Annotated in this window: 17 protein-coding genes and 1 riboswitch; of the genes, 10 read left to right on the top strand and 7 right to left on the bottom strand. The window is 67.1% G+C overall.

What is annotated here, in order from left to right; all coding sequences use genetic code 11:
- The first annotated feature begins 3 nt into the window (after positions 1–3).
- From nuoL to BLS81_RS03815, 7 genes are all read left to right on the top strand, one after another.
- The gene (nuoL, locus tag BLS81_RS03845; RefSeq protein ID WP_093220900.1) at positions 4–2,061 is read left to right on the top strand and encodes an NADH-quinone oxidoreductase subunit L; all 2,058 of its coding nucleotides are present in this window, start codon (positions 4–6) and stop codon (positions 2,059–2,061) included.
- Positions 2,058–3,581, top strand: a complete 1,524-nt coding sequence (locus BLS81_RS03840) for an NADH-quinone oxidoreductase subunit M (protein WP_093220898.1) — start codon at positions 2,058–2,060, stop codon at positions 3,579–3,581. Before nuoL ends, BLS81_RS03840 begins: the two co-directional genes overlap by 4 nt.
- Complete coding sequence (gene nuoN, locus BLS81_RS03835) at positions 3,581–5,023, top strand: NADH-quinone oxidoreductase subunit NuoN (RefSeq protein WP_093220895.1); 1,443 nt, start codon at positions 3,581–3,583, stop codon at positions 5,021–5,023. Before BLS81_RS03840 ends, nuoN begins: the two co-directional genes overlap by 1 nt.
- 28 nt (positions 5,024–5,051) lie before the next feature.
- Positions 5,052–5,756 (top strand): biotin--[acetyl-CoA-carboxylase] ligase, encoded by a 705-nt coding sequence (locus BLS81_RS03830; RefSeq protein WP_093221801.1) that lies wholly within the window; start codon positions 5,052–5,054, stop codon positions 5,754–5,756.
- 40 nt (positions 5,757–5,796) lie between these two features.
- Complete coding sequence (locus tag BLS81_RS03825) at positions 5,797–6,579, top strand: type III pantothenate kinase (protein ID WP_093220894.1); 783 nt, start codon at positions 5,797–5,799, stop codon at positions 6,577–6,579.
- A gap of 226 nt (positions 6,580–6,805) precedes the next feature.
- Complete coding sequence (locus BLS81_RS03820; RefSeq protein ID WP_176787046.1) at positions 6,806–8,383, top strand: ribonuclease J; 1,578 nt, start codon at positions 6,806–6,808, stop codon at positions 8,381–8,383.
- Positions 8,384–8,485: 102 nt separating this feature from the next.
- Entirely contained in the window at positions 8,486–8,770 is a 285-nt protein-coding gene (locus BLS81_RS03815) for a DUF1467 family protein (RefSeq protein WP_093220888.1), read from the top strand.
- Between the two features lie 51 nt (positions 8,771–8,821).
- Here the strand turns inward: BLS81_RS03815 and bfr are convergent, their stop codons facing one another.
- From bfr to ispH, 7 genes are all read right to left on the bottom strand, one after another.
- Positions 8,822–9,307 carry a bacterioferritin gene (gene bfr / locus BLS81_RS03810; RefSeq protein ID WP_093220886.1) on the bottom strand — a complete coding sequence of 162 codons (486 nt, stop codon included), beginning with the start codon at positions 9,305–9,307 and terminating at the stop codon, positions 8,822–8,824.
- Positions 9,308–9,336: 29 nt separating this feature from the next.
- Positions 9,337–9,507 carry a (2Fe-2S)-binding protein gene (locus BLS81_RS03805; RefSeq protein ID WP_093220883.1) on the bottom strand — a complete coding sequence of 57 codons (171 nt, stop codon included), beginning with the start codon at positions 9,505–9,507 and terminating at the stop codon, positions 9,337–9,339.
- 80 nt (positions 9,508–9,587) lie between these two features.
- Complete coding sequence (locus BLS81_RS03800) at positions 9,588–10,169, bottom strand: hypothetical protein (RefSeq protein ID WP_093220881.1); 582 nt, start codon at positions 10,167–10,169, stop codon at positions 9,588–9,590.
- Positions 10,170–10,187: 18 nt separating this feature from the next.
- On the bottom strand, positions 10,188–12,419 hold the full coding sequence (gene purL / locus BLS81_RS03795) for a phosphoribosylformylglycinamidine synthase subunit PurL (RefSeq protein ID WP_093221798.1): 2,232 nt from the start codon (positions 12,417–12,419) through the stop codon (positions 10,188–10,190).
- A gap of 196 nt (positions 12,420–12,615) precedes the next feature.
- Positions 12,616–13,068 carry a ribonuclease HI gene (gene rnhA, locus BLS81_RS03790; protein ID WP_093220878.1) on the bottom strand — a complete coding sequence of 151 codons (453 nt, stop codon included), beginning with the start codon at positions 13,066–13,068 and terminating at the stop codon, positions 12,616–12,618.
- On the bottom strand, positions 13,065–14,024 hold the full coding sequence (gene thrB, locus BLS81_RS03785; protein WP_093220876.1) for a homoserine kinase: 960 nt from the start codon (positions 14,022–14,024) through the stop codon (positions 13,065–13,067). Before thrB ends, rnhA begins: the two co-directional genes overlap by 4 nt.
- A gap of 29 nt (positions 14,025–14,053) precedes the next feature.
- Positions 14,054–15,025 carry a 4-hydroxy-3-methylbut-2-enyl diphosphate reductase gene (gene ispH / locus BLS81_RS03780; protein ID WP_093220874.1) on the bottom strand — a complete coding sequence of 324 codons (972 nt, stop codon included), beginning with the start codon at positions 15,023–15,025 and terminating at the stop codon, positions 14,054–14,056.
- 114 nt (positions 15,026–15,139) lie between these two features.
- On the opposite strand from ispH, the gene BLS81_RS03775 reads away from it, so the two are divergent.
- From BLS81_RS03775 to gcvH, 3 genes are all read left to right on the top strand, one after another.
- The gene (locus tag BLS81_RS03775) at positions 15,140–15,784 is read left to right on the top strand and encodes a hypothetical protein (protein WP_093220872.1); all 645 of its coding nucleotides are present in this window, start codon (positions 15,140–15,142) and stop codon (positions 15,782–15,784) included.
- Positions 15,785–16,126: 342 nt separating this feature from the next.
- Positions 16,127–16,215: riboswitch (glycine riboswitch) on the top strand.
- A 172-nt stretch (positions 16,216–16,387) separates the two neighbouring features.
- Positions 16,388–17,572 (top strand): glycine cleavage system aminomethyltransferase GcvT, encoded by a 1,185-nt coding sequence (gene gcvT, locus BLS81_RS03770; protein WP_093221796.1) that lies wholly within the window; start codon positions 16,388–16,390, stop codon positions 17,570–17,572.
- Positions 17,573–17,587: 15 nt separating this feature from the next.
- The gene (gene gcvH, locus BLS81_RS03765) at positions 17,588–17,959 is read left to right on the top strand and encodes a glycine cleavage system protein GcvH (protein ID WP_093220869.1); all 372 of its coding nucleotides are present in this window, start codon (positions 17,588–17,590) and stop codon (positions 17,957–17,959) included.
- Positions 17,960–17,970: the final 11 nt, after the last annotated feature.

The raw sequence follows: 17,970 nt of genomic DNA, 5'->3' as shown, positions 1-17,970 counted from the left end.
GGCGTGACTTCGATCCTCTTCATTGTCTTCCTGCCGCTCGCGGCGTCGATCCTCGCGGGCTTCTCGAACAAAGCGTTCGGCACCGCCTTCCCGAAGATCGTGACGACGCTCGCGCTGTTCATCGCCTGCGCGCTGTCCTGGCCGGTGTTCATCCATTATCTCGGCGGCGGCGAGAAGATCGTCACCCCGGTGCTGAGCTTCATCAACTCGGGCACGATGCATGTGTCGTGGTCGCTTCGCGTCGATGCGCTGACCGCGGTGATGCTGGTGGTGGTGACGAGCGTCTCCGCGCTCGTCCACCTCTATAGCTGGGGCTATATGTCGGACGATCCCGACCAGCCGCGCTTCTTCGCCTATCTGTCACTGTTCACCTTCGCGATGCTGATGCTGGTGACGGCGGACAACCTCGTCCAGATGTTCTTCGGCTGGGAAGGTGTCGGTCTCGCCTCGTATCTGCTGATCGGCTTCTGGTTCCGCAAGCCGAGTGCCAATGCCGCCGCGATCAAGGCGTTCGTCGTCAATCGCGTCGGCGATCTCGGCTTCATGCTCGGCATCTTCGGCACCTTCCTGGTGTTCAAGACGGTGTCGATCGACGAGATCCTGACCGCGGCACCGCATATGGCGGGTTCGACGATCGGCTTCTTCGGCGCGCGCTTCGATACGATGACGGTGCTCTGCCTGCTGCTGTTCGTCGGCGCGTGCGGCAAGTCCGCGCAGCTCGGCCTGCACACCTGGTTGCCCGACGCGATGGAAGGCCCGACCCCGGTGTCGGCGCTGATCCACGCCGCGACGATGGTCACCGCCGGCGTGTTCATGGTGTGTCGCCTGTCGCCGATGTTCGAAACCTCGCCGTTCGCGATGCACGTCGTGATGACGATCGGCGCCGCGACCTGCTTCTTCGCCGCGACCTGCGGTCTGGTGCAGACGGACATCAAGCGTGTGATCGCCTATTCGACCTGCTCGCAGCTCGGCTATATGTTCTTCGCGGCCGGTTGCGGGGCCTATGGCGCGGCGATGTTCCACCTGTTCACGCACGCCTTCTTCAAGGCGCTGCTGTTCCTCGGCGCGGGTTCGGTGATCCACGCGATGCACCATGAGCAGGACATGCGGTACTATGGTGGCCTGCGTAAGAGCATCCCGGTGACGTTCTGGGCGATGATGGCGGGTACGCTCGCGATCACCGGCGTCGGCATCGAGGGCGTGTTCGGCTTCGCTGGCTTCTATTCGAAGGATGCGATCATCCTCTCGGCCTGGGCTGCGAACCAGCAGGGCGCGTCGATCGTCGGCATCCTCGTCGCGTTGCTCACCAGCTTCTATTCGTGGCGGCTGATGTTCCTCACCTTCTGGGGCAAGCCGCGCTGGGCGCAGTCCGAGCACATCCAGCATGCGGTGCACGACGCGCACGGCCACGGCCACGACGATCATGCGCACGACGATCATGGCCATGCGGCACACGCGTCGCACGACCACGGTCACCATGCGCACGACGACGGCACCGCCGGCTATCATCCGCACGAAGGCCCGCTGCCGATCCTCATTCCGCTGATCGTGCTGTCGATCGGTGCGGTGTTCGCCGGCTTCGGCTTCCACCGCTTCTTCATCGATCCGACCGCCGGTGAAGCCTATTGGCGCGGCGCGCTCGCGTTCCATGAGCATCTGTCGGAAGCGGTCGAGGAACTGCCGATGCTGGTGAAGCTGGCCGCGACGATCGCGATGCTGCTCGGCCTTGTCAGCGCCTGGTACGCCTATATCGCCAAGCCCGGCGTGCCGGCGGCGGTCGCGAAGCAGTTCAGCGTGCTGTACGACTTCCTGCTCCACAAATGGTATTTCGACGAGCTGTACGACCTGATCTTCGTCAAGCCCGCCTTCGCGCTCGGCCGGTTCTTCTGGCACCGCGGCGACGAGAAGACGATCAACCGGTTCGGGCCCGACGGTTCCGCTTGGATGGTCTCGCTGGGCAGCCGAGTGGCTGGCCGCCTGCAGACCGGATATCTCTACACCTATGCGTTCGTCATGCTTATCGGGCTGACCGCAGCGATGACCTGGGCGATCACACGATGAGCGGTTTCCCCATTCTTTCCCTGATGCTGGCGATCCCCACGGTGGCGGCCGTCGGCTGTCTGTTCCTCAGCCCCGCTGGCGCACGCTGGCTGGCGCTGATCGCAACCTTGGTCGATTTCGTGCTTGGCATCGGCCTGTGGGCGAATTTCGACATCGGTGGCGCGCAGTGGCAGTTCGTCGAGAATGCCGGCAGCGTCGGTGTGTTCGACTGGAAGCTTGGTATCGACGGCTTTGCGTTGATGCTCATCATGCTGAGCGTGTTCCTGATGCCGATCTGCATCGGCGCGAGCTGGGTGGCGATCGAGAAGCGCGTGCAGGAATATATGGCGTGCTTCCTCATCACCGAAGTGCTGATGATCGGCACGTTCGCGGCGCAGGATCTGCTGCTGTTCTACATCTTCTTCGAAGCCGGCCTGATCCCGATGTACCTCATCATCGGCATCTGGGGTGGCGCGAACCGTATCTACGCGTCGTACAAGTTCTTCCTGTACACGCTGCTCGGCTCGCTGCTGATGCTCGTCGCGATGCTTTGGATGATCCACTACACCGGCACCACCGACATTCCGACCCTGCTCAAGACCGATTTCCCGCGTCAGGTGCAGACGTGGCTGTGGCTGGCCTTCTTCGCGTCGTTCGCGGTGAAGATGCCGATGTGGCCGGTTCACACGTGGTTGCCCGACGCGCACGTGCAGGCGCCGACCGCCGGGTCGGTGATCCTGGCCGGCGTGTTGCTCAAGCTCGGCGGCTACGGCTTCCTGCGCTTCTCGGTGCCGATGTTCCCCGAAGCGTCGTCGCAACTGACGTGGCTGATCCTCGCGCTGTCGGCGGTCGCGGTGGTGTACACCTCGCTCGTCGCGCTGGTGCAGTCCGACATGAAGAAGCTGATCGCTTATTCGTCGGTCGCGCACATGGCGATCGTCACGATCGGCCTGTTCGCCTTCAACCAGCAGGGCATCGAAGGCGCGATGGTGATGATGCTCAGCCACGGCCTCGTCTCGGGCGCGCTGTTCCTGTGCGTCGGTGTGATCTACGATCGGCTCCACACCCGCGAGATCGACCGCTACGGCGGCCTTGCGATCAACATGCCGCGCTACGCCGTGCTGTTCCTGTTCTTCACGATGGCCTCGATCGGCCTGCCGGGGACGAGCGGGTTCGTCGCCGAGTTTCTGAGCCTGATGGGCACCTATCAGGTCTCGACCGTGGCGACCGCGATCTGCACGACCGGCATCATTCTCGGCGCCGCCTATATGCTCTACCTCTATCGTCGCGTCGTGTTCGGCGATCTGACCAAGGATGATGTGCGGGTGATGCCCGATCTTTCGCTGCGTGAAATCGCGCTGCTCGCGCCGGTCGCGGCGGTGGTGTTGTGGATGGGCGTGTACCCGGAGAGCTTCCTCGCGCCGATGCGCGGCGATGTCGCGACGCTCGTCGCGCGCGTCGATCGCGCCAAGCCTGCCGGTGACTCGCTGCCGACGGCCGGACATGCGGTGATCCCCGCCGCCCATGGGGAGGCACGCTGATGACCGATTCGCTGATGATGGTGCTCCCCGAGGAGATCCTCTCGATCGGATCGATCGTGCTGATGCTGATCGCCGCCTGGGGCGGGCAGGCCTCAACGCGGATGATCTCCTGGGTCGCCGTGGCGGTGCTCGCGGGCGCGACGATCGCGCTGCTCGGACCGGCATCGAGCGGCGGCGTCGCCTTCGACGGGCTGTTCCGCGCCGACGCGTTCGCGGCCTTCTCCAAGGTGTTGATCTACGGTGCGACCGCGGTGGCGATCCTGCTCGCGCCGCGCTTCTTCAAGCAGACCAGCGGTGACGATCTCCGTCCCGAATATCCGGTGCTGCTGCTGCTCTCGGCATGCGGCATGGGGATGATGGTGTCGGCGGGCGATCTGCTCGTGCTCTACGTCGGGCTCGAACTGCAGAGCCTCGCCGCCTATGTGCTGGCGAGCTTCATGCGCCGCGACACGCGTTCGGCCGAGGCGGGACTCAAGTATTTCGTGCTCGGCGCGCTGGCGAGCGGCATCCTGCTCTACGGCATCAGCCTGGTGTACGGGTTCAGCGGCTCGACGGTGTTCCCGCAGATCGCGACCGCTTATGGCGCTGGCCATTCGCTCGGCCTCGTCTTCGGGCTGGTGTTCGTGTTCGCCGGCCTCGCCTTCAAGATCAGCGCGGTGCCGTTCCATATGTGGACGCCCGACGTGTATGAAGGCGCGCCGACCCCGGTGACCGCGTTCTTCGCCTCGGCCCCCAAGGTCGCGGCGATGGGCCTCGCGGTGCGCGTCGCGGTCGAGGCGATGGGTCCGGCGGTCGATCAATGGCGCCAGATCGTGATCTTCGCGAGCCTCGCCTCGATCATCTTCGGCGCGGTCGCGGCGATCGGGCAGACCAACGTCAAGCGGCTGCTCGCCTATTCGTCCATCAACAACGTCGGCTTCGTGCTGGTCGGCCTCGCCGCCGGCACGCAGGCGGGCGTCGCGGCGGTGTTGTTCTATCTCACCGTCTATGTCGTGATGACGCTCGGCAGCTTCCTCGTCGTACTCCAGATGCGCGATGCCGAGGGGCAGCCGGTCGAGACGATCGCCAGCCTGTCGGGCATGTCGCGCACGCGGCCTGGTCTGGCGCTGGCGATGGCGATCTTCATGTTCAGCCTCGCCGGCATCCCGCCGTTGCTCGGCTTCAACGCGAAGCTCGCGGTGTTCGACGCGGCGACCGCCGCCGGCCTCTATCCGCTCGCGGTGGTCGGTTTCGTCGCCTCGGTGATCGGCGCCTATTATTATCTGCGCGTCGTCAAGGTGATGTATTTCGACGAGCCGGTCGACGCGGGCTTCCCGAAGAGCGGCGATATCGTCGAGGGCGGCCTCATCACCGCAGCGGCGGTGTTCGTGTCGCCGATCGGCTGGCTGCTGCTCGCCCCGCTGGGGCTGGCGACGATGGCGGCGGCCAGGTCGCTGTTCTGACCGCCGAGCGTCCATGGGGTGCGGCGCGATGATCCGCACCCTCGCCGAGACCGGCTCGACCAACGCCGACATGCTCGATCTCGCCCACAGCGGCGCGTCCGAGGGGTTGTGGCTGCGCGCCGAGCGCCAGACCGGCGGGCGCGGCCGACAGGGGCGGGCATGGGCGTCGCCCGCCGGCAATCTCTACGCCAGCACGCTCGTCCGCCTGCGCCCGACCGATCCGCACGCCGCGTCGCTCGCGCTGGTCGCGGCGGTCGCGCTCGAGGAGGCGGTGCGCGCGCACCTCGGCGGCGCCGCGACACCGACGCTCAAATGGCCCAATGATCTGTTGCTGGATGGCGCCAAAGTGTCCGGCATCCTGCTCGAACGCGCCGGTGACGCGGTCGTGATCGGCATCGGCGCGAACCTCGCGCATCATCCCCGCGATCTCGATCGCGCGGCCACCAGCCTCGCCGCGCATGGCGCAGCCGTCGATCCCGCAACCTTTCAGGAGACGCTCGCCGACGCATTCGCGCGCTGGCTCGGCGTATGGCGCGGGCAGGGGCTCGCGCCGGTCCGCGCGCGCTGGCTGGAGCGCGCGCACCCGCCCGGCACGCCGCTCACCGCGCGGCTGCCCGACGGCAGCGCGGTCGACGGGCTGTTCGACGGACTGGACGCGACCGGCGCGCTCGTCTTGCGCTTGGCGGATGGTGGGCGGCGTGTCATTCATGCCGCCGACATATTCCTGCTGTGACCGCGTCCTGACGCGGCTGCGGGAACGGGGAGGATAAGCCATGCAACTCGCGATCGACGCCGGCAACACCAATGTCGTCTTCGCCCTGCTCGACCGGGGCATCATCCGCGCGCGCTGGCGCATTGCCACCGATGCGCGCCGCACCGCGGACGAATATGCGGTGTGGCTCAATCAGTTGCTCGCGCTCGAAGGCTATGATCGCAAGGCGGTGACCGGCGTCATCATCGCGACCGTCGTGCCGCGCGCGCTCCACAACCTGCAGACGCTGTCGCGCAAATATTTCAGCTTCGAGCCGCTGATCGCGGGGCAGGGCGTGGCCGAATGGGGCATCGCGCTCGATGTCGAGGAGCCGCAATCGGTCGGCGCCGACCGCGCCGTCAACGTCATCGCCGCCCACGCGCTGCACGGCGGCGATCTCATCATCATCGATTTCGGCACCGCCACCACCTTCGACGTCGCCGATTATCGCGGCGCGTACAAAGGCGGCATCATCGCGCCCGGCATCAACCTGTCGCTGGACGCGCTCGTCACCGCCGCCGCCAAGCTGCCGCGCATCGCGATCGAGGCGCCCGCCTCGACCAGCGTGATCGGGCGCGACACGGTCAGCCAGATGCACATCGGCATCTATTGGGGCTATATCGCGATGATCGAGGGGCTGGTCGCGCGCATGAAGGTCGAGATCGGCCGCCCCGTGAAGGTGATCGCGACCGGCGGCCTCGCCACCTTGTTCGAGCGCAATACGCCGGTTTTCGACGCGATCGAACCCGATCTGACCATTCAGGGGCTGGCGATGCTGTGGGATCGCGCCCATATGGTGCGGTGAAGCATGTCGGCCAGCGTCGATATCGCGCTCACGTCATCCTGACGCACGTCAGGCTCCATCGCCCATAGGCTGCTGCCCAGCGCCCGGCGGGACGGGATGCCGGTTCCCCGGCGATGACCACGAAATTCCCCGGCCAAAAGCCGTCATTTGAAAGAACAGAAACTTAGTGACTACCCCAAAGAACGAACTGCTTTTCGTCGCGCTCGGCGGATCCGGCGAAATCGGCATGAACGTCAATCTGTACGGATGCCAGGGCAAATGGCTGATGGTCGATTGCGGCATCACCTTCGCCGATCCGAACTATCCGGGCATCGAGCTGATCCTGCCCGATCTCCAGTTCATCGAGGAGCGGATCGACGATCTGCTCGGCATCGTGCTGACCCACGGGCATGAGGACCATATCGGCGCCTTGCCGTACCTCGCCGAGGATCTCGGCGTGCCGCTCTACGCGAGCCCCTTCACCGCGGGGCTGATCCGCGGCAAGCTGGAGGAGGAAGGCAACGTCAAGCGGATCGAGCTCAATGTCGTCGATCCGGCCAAGACGCTCAAGCTCGGGCCGTTCGGCATCGATTTCATCCCGCTGTCGCACTCGATTCCCGAGATGAACGCGCTGTCGATCGCGACGCCCTATGGCCGCGTGTTCCACACCGGCGACTGGAAGCTCGATACCGCGCCGGTGATCGGCAAGCCCGCCGCGCCCGATGCGCTCACCGCCATCGGCGATGCGGGCGTGCTCGCGCTGGTGTGTGATTCGACCAACGTGTTCAACCCCGAGCCGTCGGGCTCGGAGGCGGACGTGCGCGTCGGCCTCACCGAGGTGATCGCCAAGGCGCGCGGGCGCGTGCTGGTGACGACCTTCGCGTCGAACGCGGCGCGGCTGCACACGCTCGGCCAGGTCGCGCAGGAGACCGGCCGCGCGCTGTGCGTGGCGGGCCGCTCGCTCGACCGGATCATCAAGGTCGCCAAGGCGACCGGCTATCTGCGCGATCTGCCCGCGACGATCGATCCCGAGGCGGCGATGCGCTTGCCGCGTGACAAGGTGATGATCGTGGCGACCGGCGGGCAGGGCGAGGATCGTGCCGCGCTGTCGCGTGTCGCATTCGGCAATCACCCGATCAAGCTCGACGCGGGCGACACGGTGGTGTTCTCCTCGAAGCAGATCCCCGGCAACGAGGTCGCGATCGGGCGCATCCAGAACCAGCTCGCCGCCAAGGGCATCGAGATGGTCACCGATCGTCAGGCGCATGTCCACGTCTCCGGGCATCCCGGCCGCCCCGAGCTGGCGCAGATGTACGGCTGGCTGCGCCCGGACATTTTGATGCCCGTCCACGGCGAGATGCGGCACCTGATGGAACAGGCGCGCTTCGGCCTTTCGCAAGGCGTGCCGCAGGCGATGGTGCAGACGAACGGCGAGATCGTCCGGCTTGCGCCCGGCGCGCCCACGAAGATCGGCCACGCGCCGGTCGGCCGGCTGGTGCTCGATGGCGACGTCATCCTGCCGGGCGACGGGGGAACGATCAACGAGCGGCGCAAGCTCGCCGTCAACGGCCAGATGGCGGTCGCGGTGGCGGTCGGCGCGCGCGGGCTGATCGGCACGCCGCAGGTCCGCTATAGCGGCATCCCGGTCGAGGAGGATCGGGTGCCGTTCATCGAGGAAACCGTCGAGGCGATCGCCGCCGTCGCCAAACAGCCGCCCAAGGACCGTGAGAAGCTGCGCGAGGCGATCCGCCTCGCCGCACGCCGCGTCGCGACGCGCTGGACCGGCAAGAAGCCGATCGTCGACGTGCTGGTGATCGAGGCGTAACATACTCCCGCCGTTCGTCCCGACCGAAGCCGAGGGGCTGCCCAGCGCAGGCGCCTCGACCTCGCCCGGCGCGAACGGCTAGCGAGCAGATGGGACTTGGCTATGCGGTGGACCTCGGCGCTCGCGATCTGGTTCCTGTTCTGCGCGCTGTCGGTGTTCTTCGTGCTGCCGTTCGGCGTCCGCACCGCCGAGGAGGCGGGCGCCGAGCGCGTCCCCGGTCAGGCGGAAAGCGCGCCGCATGATTTCCGCCCCGGCCGCACCGCGCTGCGCGTGGTGATCGTCGGCTCGATCCTGTGGGGGCTGTTCATGCTCAACTATCGCTATGGCTGGATCACGCCGCAGATGCTCGATGTGCTCGATACGTGGAACGACGCGGCGACGGCGTAGCGAGGCGCGCCGCGCGTTCCTGATTGCGGTCGCCGAAGGCCGCCGGCGCGCTTACTCCTGCTCGTCGGCGGGCTTGCTCTGCAACTGGATGTAATTCTCCAGCCCCATCCGCGCGATCATGTCGAACTGGCGTTCCAGCGTGTCGACATGGTCCTCCTCGCTGGCGAGGATCTTCTTGAACAGGTCGCGGCTGATGAAGTCGTGGACGGCCTCGCAATGCGCGATCGCTTCGCGCAGCACCGGCAGCGCGTCCATTTCGAGCGCGAGATCGGCCTTGAGCACTTCCTCGACCGTTTCACCGATGCGCAGCCGGCCGAGCAACTGGAAATTGGGCAGCCCGTCGAGGAACAGGATGCGTTCCGAAAGCCAGTCGGCGTGCTTCATCTCGTCGATCGACTCGTGGCGCTCGAACTCGGCGAGGCGACCGACGCCCCAATGGTCGAGCATCCGATAGTGCAGCCAATATTGGTTGATCGCGGTGAGTTCGTTCTTGAGCACCTCGTTGAGGAACTCGATAACCTTGTCGTCGCCGCGCATATGTCGCTCCCGTTCAGAAAGCGGGCTGTTTAAGCGACCGCGCGTTCTTCGTCGATGATGGTGCGCGCGAAGGCGGCACATTTCCCGCACTTGGGCGGGCGGCCGAGCGCCTGATGAACCTGGCACGGCGTCGCGCAGCCTTGGCGCGCCGCCGCCCGGACGTCACTTTCCCGAATCGCATTACAGATACACACGACCATCCGAAGGATCCTCCGCTGGCGCTCAAGTAGCGATAATGCGAATCCGTCGCAAGTCTATTGCGGCGCGCTCGCAATAAGAATCACCCGCGCCAGCCGTTCGCCCGCCGGAGCAGCGCCGCGCTCGGCAGCCCGAGCAGCAAGATATGGAGCAGAATCTGCACGCCCGCCTCGCGGGAGGTGAGAGCGAGGAACGCCGGCGGCCAGTCGCGCGGCGATGCGATCACGGCCAGCACCATCCAGGCGAGCGCGCCGAACACCACGCCGCCGAGCCGCCAACGCCGGCTCAGCGCGGGCACCCGAACAACGGCGATCACATACAGATTCACGATCACGCCGATCAGCACGAAATGGACCAGCAGCCCGAGCAGCGGCCCGATGACGGGGCCACGCCACGCGGCGTCGCCGATCACGCCGCTCGCGATATGGGTGAGCATTGCCAGCGGGCTGCCGCCCGACCAGATCGCGCCCGCGAACCCTGCGAGCAGCAGCAACGTGCCCGAGACCGCCGTCGCCAGCACCAGCCCGCGCCACGTGCCCGATTGGGTATAAGGTGTCATGCCGTGGCCCTGATCGTTCAATGCGGGCGCGAGGATAGGCGAGCGCGCGGCGGCGGTAAACGTCGCGCCCGCCCGCGCCCGGCCAGCGTCGGCCGTGGATACCATCCAGCGGCGACGGAACGCTCAGGCGATCGTGTCGCCCATCAGCGCCGGGAAGAAACCCTCATGCGCGGTGCGCAACTCGGCGAGCGTAACGACATGATCGTCATCGGGCAGCTCGAAGATGATCCGGTCGGCGATCGTCCGCCCGATCCGCTCGATCTCCACTCCGGCCGCATAGCCGCGCTTCAGCGTCTCCATCAGCAGGTGGTCGGCCACGGTCGCGACGTACAGCCCCTGGTCCTCGCCGAACAGCGCGCACGCCACGCCGCACGGCAGCGGCGCGTTGAGCATCGCGCCATAGCCGCCGGCCAGCGCCATTTCCGCGATCGTCACGGCGACGCCGCCGTCGGACACGTCATGCACCGCCGTCAGCGCGCCGGCGTGGATCGCTTCGCGCACGAACGTGCCCGCCGCGCGCTCGGCGTCGAGGTCGACCGGGGGTGGCGTGCCGTCCTCGCGGCCATGAAGCTCACGCAGCCACAGCGACTGGCCGAGATGGCCGGTGCGGCTGCCGATCAGCACGATCACGTCGCCGGTGCCCTTGAAGCCGATCGTCGCGGATTTCGACCAGTCCTTGAGCAGCCCGATCCCGCCGATCGCCGGGGTCGGCAGGATCGCCGATCCGCCGCCGGTCGCCTTGGATTCGTTGTACAGCGAGACGTTGCCGCTCACGATCGGGAAGTCGAGCGCGCGGCAGGCGTCGCTCATGCCGTCGAGACAGCCGGTGATCTGCGCCATGATCTCGGGGCGCTGCGGATTGGCGAAGTTGAGGCAGTTGGTCACCGCCAGCGGCAGCGCGCCGACCGCCGAGAGATTGCGATAGCATTCGGCGATCGCCTGCTTGCCGCCCTCATAGGGATCGGCATAGCAATAGCGCGGGGTGCAATCGGTGCTGATCGCGATGCCCTTCTGCGTGCCGTGGACGCGCACCACCGCCGCGTCGCCGCCCGGCCGCTGCACGGTGTCGCCACCGACCTGCGTGTCATATTGCTCCCAGATCCAGCGGCGCGAAGCGATGTCGGGCGAAGCCATCAGCTTGAGCAGATCGGCGCGGAGATCGGTCGTCGTGGGCGTGTCGTCGAGCGGCTTCACGCCCGCCCAGGCCTTGTATTCCTCGCGGCTCACCGAAGGCCGGTCGTACAGCGGCGCCTCGTCGGCGAGCGGCGCGAGCGGGATGTCGCACACGGTCTCGCCGTTGAAGGTCAGCACCATCCGCCCGGTGTCGGTGACATGGCCGATCACCGCGAAATCCAGCTCCCACTTGCGGAAGATCGCCTCGGCGAAATCCTCGCGGCCGGGCTTGAGCACCATGAGCATCCGCTCCTGGCTCTCGCTCAGCATCATCTCATAGGGCGTCATGCCGGTTTCGCGCTGCGGCACCGCGTTCATGTTGAGTTCGATGCCGACGCCGCCCTTGGACGCCATCTCGACCGAGGAGGAGGTGAGGCCCGCCGCCCCCATGTCCTGAATCGCGACGATCGCATCCGAGGCCATCAGTTCGAGACACGCCTCGATCAGCAGCTTCTCGGTGAAAGGATCGCCGACCTGCACGGTCGGGCGCTTGGCGTCGGCATCCTCGCCGAAGTCGGCCGAGGCCATGGTCGCGCCGTGGATGCCGTCGCGCCCGGTCTTCGATCCGACATAGACGATCGGATTGCCGACCCCGCTCGCGGCGGAATAGAAGATCTTGTCGGTATCGGCGATGCCGACCGTCATCGCGTTGACGAGGATGTTGCCGTCATACGCCTTGTGGAAGTTGACCTCGCCGCCGACCGTCGGCACGCCGACGCAATTGCCATAGCCGCCGATGCCGTGGACCACGCCCGCGATCAGATGGCGCGTCTTGGGGTGGTCGGGCGAGCCGAAGCGCAGCGCGTTGAGATTGGCGATCGGCCGCGCGCCCATCGTGAACACATCGCGCAGGATGCCGCCGACTCCGGTCGCTGCGCCCTGATACGGCTCGATGTACGAGGGATGGTTGTGCGACTCCATCTTGAAGATGGCGGCCTGGCCGTCGCCGATATCGACCACGCCGGCATTCTCGCCGGGGCCGCAGATCACCTGCGGGCCGGTGGTGGGCAGCTTCTTGAGATGGATCCGGCTCGATTTGTAGCTGCAATGCTCCGACCACATCACCGAGAAGATGCCGAGTTCGGTCAGGTTCGGTTCCCGCCCGAGCGCCTTCAGCACGCGCGCATATTCATCTTCGGACAGCCCGTGCTGGGCGACGATCTCGGGGGTGATCTGGCTCATGCGCGTGCCCATAGCGGCACGCGGCGGGTTCGTCACCATCATCGGACATTCCGTTCGTGCTGAGCGATACATGGCCGGCGTGGGCAGGTATAAACTTCCGACCCGTTCGTCCCGAGCGAAGTCGAGGGATGGCACCAAGCGCAGGTGTCTCGACTACGCTCGACACGAACGGGGAGGGGTTGGTCGTGGTCGAGGCTTACCCCCGCCGCCCCGCCGCCACCGCCGCGTCGCTCGCCAGCCGGTCGGCGCGTTCGTTCTCGGGGTGGCCGGCGTGGCCCTTCACCCATTTCCACTCGATCCGGTGCGGCTTGGCGGCGGCGAGCAGATCCTGCCAGAGTTCGGCGTTCTTGACCGGCTTCTTGTCGGCCGTCTTCCAGCCGTTCCTCTGCCAGCCCTTGATCCACTTGGTCAGGCCATCCATCACATAGCGGCTATCGGTCGACAGCACGACCTGACACGGCCGGGTGAGCGCCTTGAGGCCCTCGATCGCGGCGGTCATCTCCATGCGGTTGTTGGTGGTGAGCGGCGCGCCGCCCGAAAGCTCCTTCTCGGCCGCGCCCATGCGCAGCACCACGCCCCAGCCGCCGGGGCCGGGATTGCCCTTGCACGCGCCGTCGGTGAAGATTTCAACCTTGTCGAGTTCGCTCATCGTACGTGTGTCACCAGCGAGGGGTCATAATGGGCGAGCCGGCGCAGATAGGCGAGCGGATCCTTGCGCGTGACGAGCGCGTCGGCCGGCGTGTTGAGCCAGTCCCACGCCCGCGACAGCGCGAAGCGGATGCACGCGCCGCTCGCCAGCGTGTCGAACGCGGCGCGCTCGAGCGGCTGGAGCGCGAAGCGGCTCTCATACCCGCGAATCAGCGCCTCGCCGGTCGCGGCGTGATACGTCTCGCCGCTCGCATCGAAGCTCCATGCGGTGTGCATGATCGCGAGATCGTAGAGACGGAGATCGGTGCAGGCGAAATAGAAGTCGATCAGCCCGGAGACCGTATCGCCGAGCATCAGCACGTTGTCGGGGAACAGGTCGGCGTGGATCGCGATCCGGTCGAACCCCGCATCGGGCCAGGCGGCGGTGACCACGTCGAGCGCGCGGCCGAGATCGTCGTACAGCCCCGGCGCGATTTCATCGAGACTGCGCCCGCACCGCTCGAACAGCGGGCGCCAGCTCGCCACGCCCATCGAATTGTCGCGCGTGCCGGTGAAATCCCCCACTGCGACGTGCATCTCAGCCATCGCCCGGCCCGCCGCCTCGGCCTGCGCCGGCGTGGGATGTGACACCGACACGCCCGACAGGAATTTGATGAGGCACGCGGGCCGCCCCGCGAGCTCTTGTATCTCGCGCCCGGAACGATCCTTGATCGCTGGCGGCACGTTCAGCCCCTTCGCGGCGAGATGATCGAGCAGCGCCATGAAGAACGGCAAATCGTCCGCCGCGACGCGCTTCTCGTAGAGCGTCAGGATGAAGCGCCCGCTGGTGGTATCGACGAGGTAGTTGGTGTTCTCCACCCCCTCGGCGATGCCCTTGGCGGAGATCAGCGCGCCGCAATCATAGCGCGACAGGAAAGCGGCCAGCGCCTCGGCTGACACCTGTGTATAGACGGCCATGGGAAATTACCGGTGTGTGCTAAGGCGCGTCACGCGACGGCTTCGAGGCCGCGCGGCAGCTTGAAGGCGATCGTCTCGCGCGTCGTCTCGACCTCGCGTTCGACGATGTCGAACCGCTCGGCCAGCTTGGCGACGAGATCGCGCACCAGTATCTCGGGCGCCGACGCGCCCGCGCTGATCCCGAGCGTCTTCACCCCGTCGAGGAACGCGAAGTCGAGTTCGTCCGCGCATGGGATCAGTTGCGCCGGCGTGCCTTCGCGCCGCGAGACCTCGACCAGCCGCACCGAGTTGGAGGAATTGTGCGCGCCGATCACCAGCATCGCGTCGCAATCCTGCGCGATCGCCTTGACCGCTTCCTGCCGGTTCGACGTGGCGTAGCAGATGTCCTCGCCGCGCGGCCCCTGGATGTTCGGGAACTTCGCCTTCAGCGCCGCGACGATCTCGGCCGTGTCGTCGACCGACAGCGTCGTCTGCGTGAGGAAGGCGAGATTGTCGGGGTCGGCGGGTTCGAACGCCGCCACGTCCGCGCAGGTCTCGAGCAGCGACATCGCCCCCTCGGGCACCTGGCCGAGCGTACCGATCACCTCGGGGTGGCCGGCATGGCCGATGAAGACGATGTGGCGGCCGTTGGCGACATGCCGCTCGGCCTGACGGTGGACCTTGGACACCAGCGGGCAGGTCGCGTCGAGCCACGACAGCCCCCGCACGGTCGCCTCCACCGGCACCGATTTGGGCACGCCGTGCGCCGAGAACACCACCGGCGCCGCATCGGGCACCTCGTCGAGCTCCTCGACGAACACCGCGCCCTTGGCCTTCAGCGCATCGACGACATGCTTGTTGTGGACGATCTCGTGGCGGACATAGACCGGCGCGCCATGCTTCTCGATCGCGAGCTCGACGATCTGGATGGCACGGTCGACACCCGCGCAGAAACCACGCGGGGCGGCGATGACGAGTTCGAGCCGGGGCTTGCCGGGCGCTTGGAAGGGTGAGGGGGTCATTAGCGAACCTTCTACGCGATTGCTTGCACGGGCGGAAGCCGCTTCCTATGGTGCCATGCCATCGGGGCCGGGCGATCACAAGCCGCGGCCCCTTCCTTCGTGACTAAGGTGCGTATGTTCCTGACAGGCCGCAAATTCGCCGCTTCCGCCCTCCTGACGCTGCTCGCGGGGTGCTCCTCGGTCGGCGAGTTCGACGAGACCGGCGGCATCTCCGCGATCCGCTCGGCCTGCCCCACGGTAGGCGTCCCGGCGGCGACGGGCGACATCACGCTCTTCAACCCGCCGCAGAGCCGCGACGCCAAGGCGATCGACGTCACGGCGACGCTCACCAACGTCCGCTCGACCTGCAACGACCAGAGCGACGATATCGCCACCACCGTCACCTTCGAGGTGCGCGCGCGCCGCGCCAGTGCGGAGGGCGCGCGCGACGTGACGCTGCCGTTCTTCGTGGTGGTGATGCAGGGCGGCACCGCCGTCGTCGCCAAGCGCATCGGCCATGTCACGCTCCACTTCGATGCCGGCAGCCTGCGCGCGAGCGCGACCGGAACCGGCGGCGCCAGCGTCGATCGTTCGGCGGCGACCCTGCCCAAGGAGGTCCGCGCCAAGCTGACCGAGAAGCGCAAGGCCGGCGATCAGGACGCCGCCACCGACCCGCTGACCCGCCCGGAGATCCGCCAGGCCGTCGCCCGCGCCACCTTCGAGGCGCTGGTCGGCTTCCAGCTCACCGACGACCAGCTCAAGTATAACGCGACCCGGTAACATGGGGCCGGGATCGGGGCTAAGGTGAGGGATCGGACCTCACCAAAACCCGTCCGCCCCGAGCGAAGTCGAGGTACCGGGCGGAATCGATCACGGGGCGGCAGGCGTCACTCCCGCCCCGAACCGTCCATGCGTCGGCAAGGGCCACTCCCACACCGTCCGCCCCGAGCGAAGTCGAGGGACGCGCCCGGAGCGCCGCGTGTGTGTCTCGACGTCGCTCGACACGAACGGCTTGGGTGGGAACGCAACGGCGTCGGCAATTTCACACCACCCGCGCCAACGCCGATTGACACCGTTGCCGCGCCGCGCCACACCGGCGCGGTCGATGCCGGGTGACCGGCATGGGCAGGCACGGGAGAGTGCGGGGCGACCCGCCGCCGAAGGAGCAACCGCCCCGGAATCTCTCAGGCAAAGCGGACCGTGCCGGCCGAATCGACACTCTGGAAAGCGGCCCAGCGCGTTTCGCGCGGCCCACCGAAGGGGTAAACCATCCGGTCGTGCGGTTGGTGAAAGCTCTCAGGTTCCGTGACAGAGGGGGCGGTGAATCGTGGCGGGCATGCGTGCGCGCCATGTTCGCCGTCAGACCTACGCATGGAGACCGGGATGAGCGAAGCGGATTTGATCGACGATACCGGCCCGGACGACGGTGGCGAACCCGCCATCCTGCCGCTGCCGCTCGATGCGTGGCACCGCGCGCGCGGCGGCCGCATGGTCGAGTTCGCCGGCTATCACATGCCCGTCCAGTATGAAGGCGTGATGCCCGAGCATCTGTGGGTGCGCGAGTCGGCGGGGCTGTTCGATGTCAGCCACATGGGCCAGCTCCTGTTCCGCATCGAGGAACCCGCCGAAGCGGGAGCCGATCTCGACGGCGCGCTCGAATCGGTTCTGCCGGGCGACATCGCCGGGTTGAAGCAGGGCCGCCAGCGCTATTCGCTGCTGCTCGCCGAAGACGGCGGCATTCTCGACGATCTCATGGTCACGCGCCTGCCCGACGAGAATCCGTTCGACGTGCGCGGCCTCTACATGGTCGTCAACGGCGCGACCAAGTTCGACGATATCGCCTATTTCCTCGATCAACTGCCCGAGGACGTGCTCATCAACCATATGGAGGATCAGGCGCTGCTCGCCCTGCAGGGGCCGAAGGCGGTCGATGCGCTCGCGCGGCTGGTGTCGGGCGTGCGCGATCTCGTCTTCATGACGGCGGCGGCGTTCGAATGGGACGGCAAGCCGCTGTGGATCGCGCGCTCGGGCTATACCGGCGAGGATGGTTTCGAGATTTCGGTCGATGGCGAGCATGCCGAGGCGCTCGCGGATGCGCTGTGCGAACAGCCCGAGGTCAAGCCGATCGGTCTCGGCGCGCGCGATTCGCTCCGGCTGGAGGCGGGGCTGCCGCTCTACGGCCATGATCTCGACGAGACGATCACGCCGGTGGTCGCCGATCTCGGCTTCGCGCTGTCCAAGCGCCGCCGGGAAGCCGCCGATTTCCCCGGTGCCGAGCGCATCCTCGCCGAGCGCGAGAACGGCCCGGCGGTGAAGCGCGTCGGCCTGCTGGTCGAGGGTCGCCAGCCGGTGCGCGAGGGCGCGGCCGTGCTCGGCGCCGATGGCGGCGAGCACGGCCGCGTCACCTCGGGCGGCTTCGCGCCGAGCCTCGGTGCGCCGATCGCAATGGCCTATGTGCCCGCCGCGCTCGCCGCCGCCGGCACCCGCATCCAGCTTTCGCAGCGCGGCAAGGTCCATCACGCGACCGTCACCGCGATGCCCTTCGTTCCCCACCGCTACGTCCGCTAACAGGAGGCCCGTGCCATGAGCCGCTATTTCACCGAAGATCATGAGTGGGTCGATGTCGAGGGCGATACCGGCACGGTCGGCATCACCGAATTCGCGCAGGGCCAGCTCGGCGACATCGTGTTCGTCGAGGTGCCCGAGGCGGGCAAGGCGCTGACCAAGGGCGGCGACGCCGCCGTGGTCGAAAGCGTCAAGGCCGCGTCGGACGTGTACGCGCCGGTCTCCGGCACGGTGACCGAGGGCAACCCCGCGCTCGCCGACAATCCCGCGCTCGTCAACGAGGATGCCGAAGGGCAGGGCTGGTTCTTCAAGCTGACGCTCTCCGATCCTTCGGAACTGTCGAGCCTGATGGACGAAGCGGCCTACGCCGACTTCGTGGCGAAGCAGTAAACCTTTCTCCC

Origin of the sequence: Sphingomonas sp. NFR15, from assembly GCF_900103265.1 — a bacterium.
Taxonomy (GTDB): Bacteria; Pseudomonadota; Alphaproteobacteria; order Sphingomonadales; family Sphingomonadaceae; genus Sphingomonas; species Sphingomonas pollutisoli.
The sequence above is the reverse complement of the archived record's forward strand: the minus strand, read 5'-3'. Positions and strand labels throughout refer to the sequence as shown.

Excerpts from the sequence above, each read along its gene's own strand:
- BLS81_RS03840 (WP_093220898.1), top strand. The coding sequence starts at position 2,058 with ATGAGCGGTTTCCCCATTCTTTCCCTGATGCTGGCGATCCCCACGGTG.
- nuoN (WP_093220895.1), top strand. The coding sequence starts at position 3,581 with ATGACCGATTCGCTGATGATGGTGCTCCCCGAGGAGATCCTCTCGATC.
- BLS81_RS03830 (WP_093221801.1), top strand. The coding sequence starts at position 5,052 with ATGATCCGCACCCTCGCCGAGACCGGCTCGACCAACGCCGACATGCTC.
- BLS81_RS03825 (WP_093220894.1), top strand. The coding sequence starts at position 5,797 with ATGCAACTCGCGATCGACGCCGGCAACACCAATGTCGTCTTCGCCCTG.
- BLS81_RS03820 (WP_176787046.1), top strand. The coding sequence starts at position 6,806 with ATGAACGTCAATCTGTACGGATGCCAGGGCAAATGGCTGATGGTCGAT.
- BLS81_RS03815 (WP_093220888.1), top strand. The coding sequence starts at position 8,486 with ATGCGGTGGACCTCGGCGCTCGCGATCTGGTTCCTGTTCTGCGCGCTG.
- bfr (WP_093220886.1), bottom strand. The coding sequence starts at position 9,307 with ATGCGCGGCGACGACAAGGTTATCGAGTTCCTCAACGAGGTGCTCAAG.
- BLS81_RS03805 (WP_093220883.1), bottom strand. The coding sequence starts at position 9,507 with ATGGTCGTGTGTATCTGTAATGCGATTCGGGAAAGTGACGTCCGGGCG.
- BLS81_RS03800 (WP_093220881.1), bottom strand. The coding sequence starts at position 10,169 with ATGGTATCCACGGCCGACGCTGGCCGGGCGCGGGCGGGCGCGACGTTT.
- purL (WP_093221798.1), bottom strand. The coding sequence starts at position 12,419 with ATGAGCCAGATCACCCCCGAGATCGTCGCCCAGCACGGGCTGTCCGAA.
- rnhA (WP_093220878.1), bottom strand. The coding sequence starts at position 13,068 with ATGAGCGAACTCGACAAGGTTGAAATCTTCACCGACGGCGCGTGCAAG.
- thrB (WP_093220876.1), bottom strand. The coding sequence starts at position 14,024 with ATGGCCGTCTATACACAGGTGTCAGCCGAGGCGCTGGCCGCTTTCCTG.
- ispH (WP_093220874.1), bottom strand. The coding sequence starts at position 15,025 with ATGACCCCCTCACCCTTCCAAGCGCCCGGCAAGCCCCGGCTCGAACTC.
- BLS81_RS03775 (WP_093220872.1), top strand. The coding sequence starts at position 15,140 with ATGTTCCTGACAGGCCGCAAATTCGCCGCTTCCGCCCTCCTGACGCTG.
- gcvT (WP_093221796.1), top strand. The coding sequence starts at position 16,388 with ATGAGCGAAGCGGATTTGATCGACGATACCGGCCCGGACGACGGTGGC.
- gcvH (WP_093220869.1), top strand. The coding sequence starts at position 17,588 with ATGAGCCGCTATTTCACCGAAGATCATGAGTGGGTCGATGTCGAGGGC.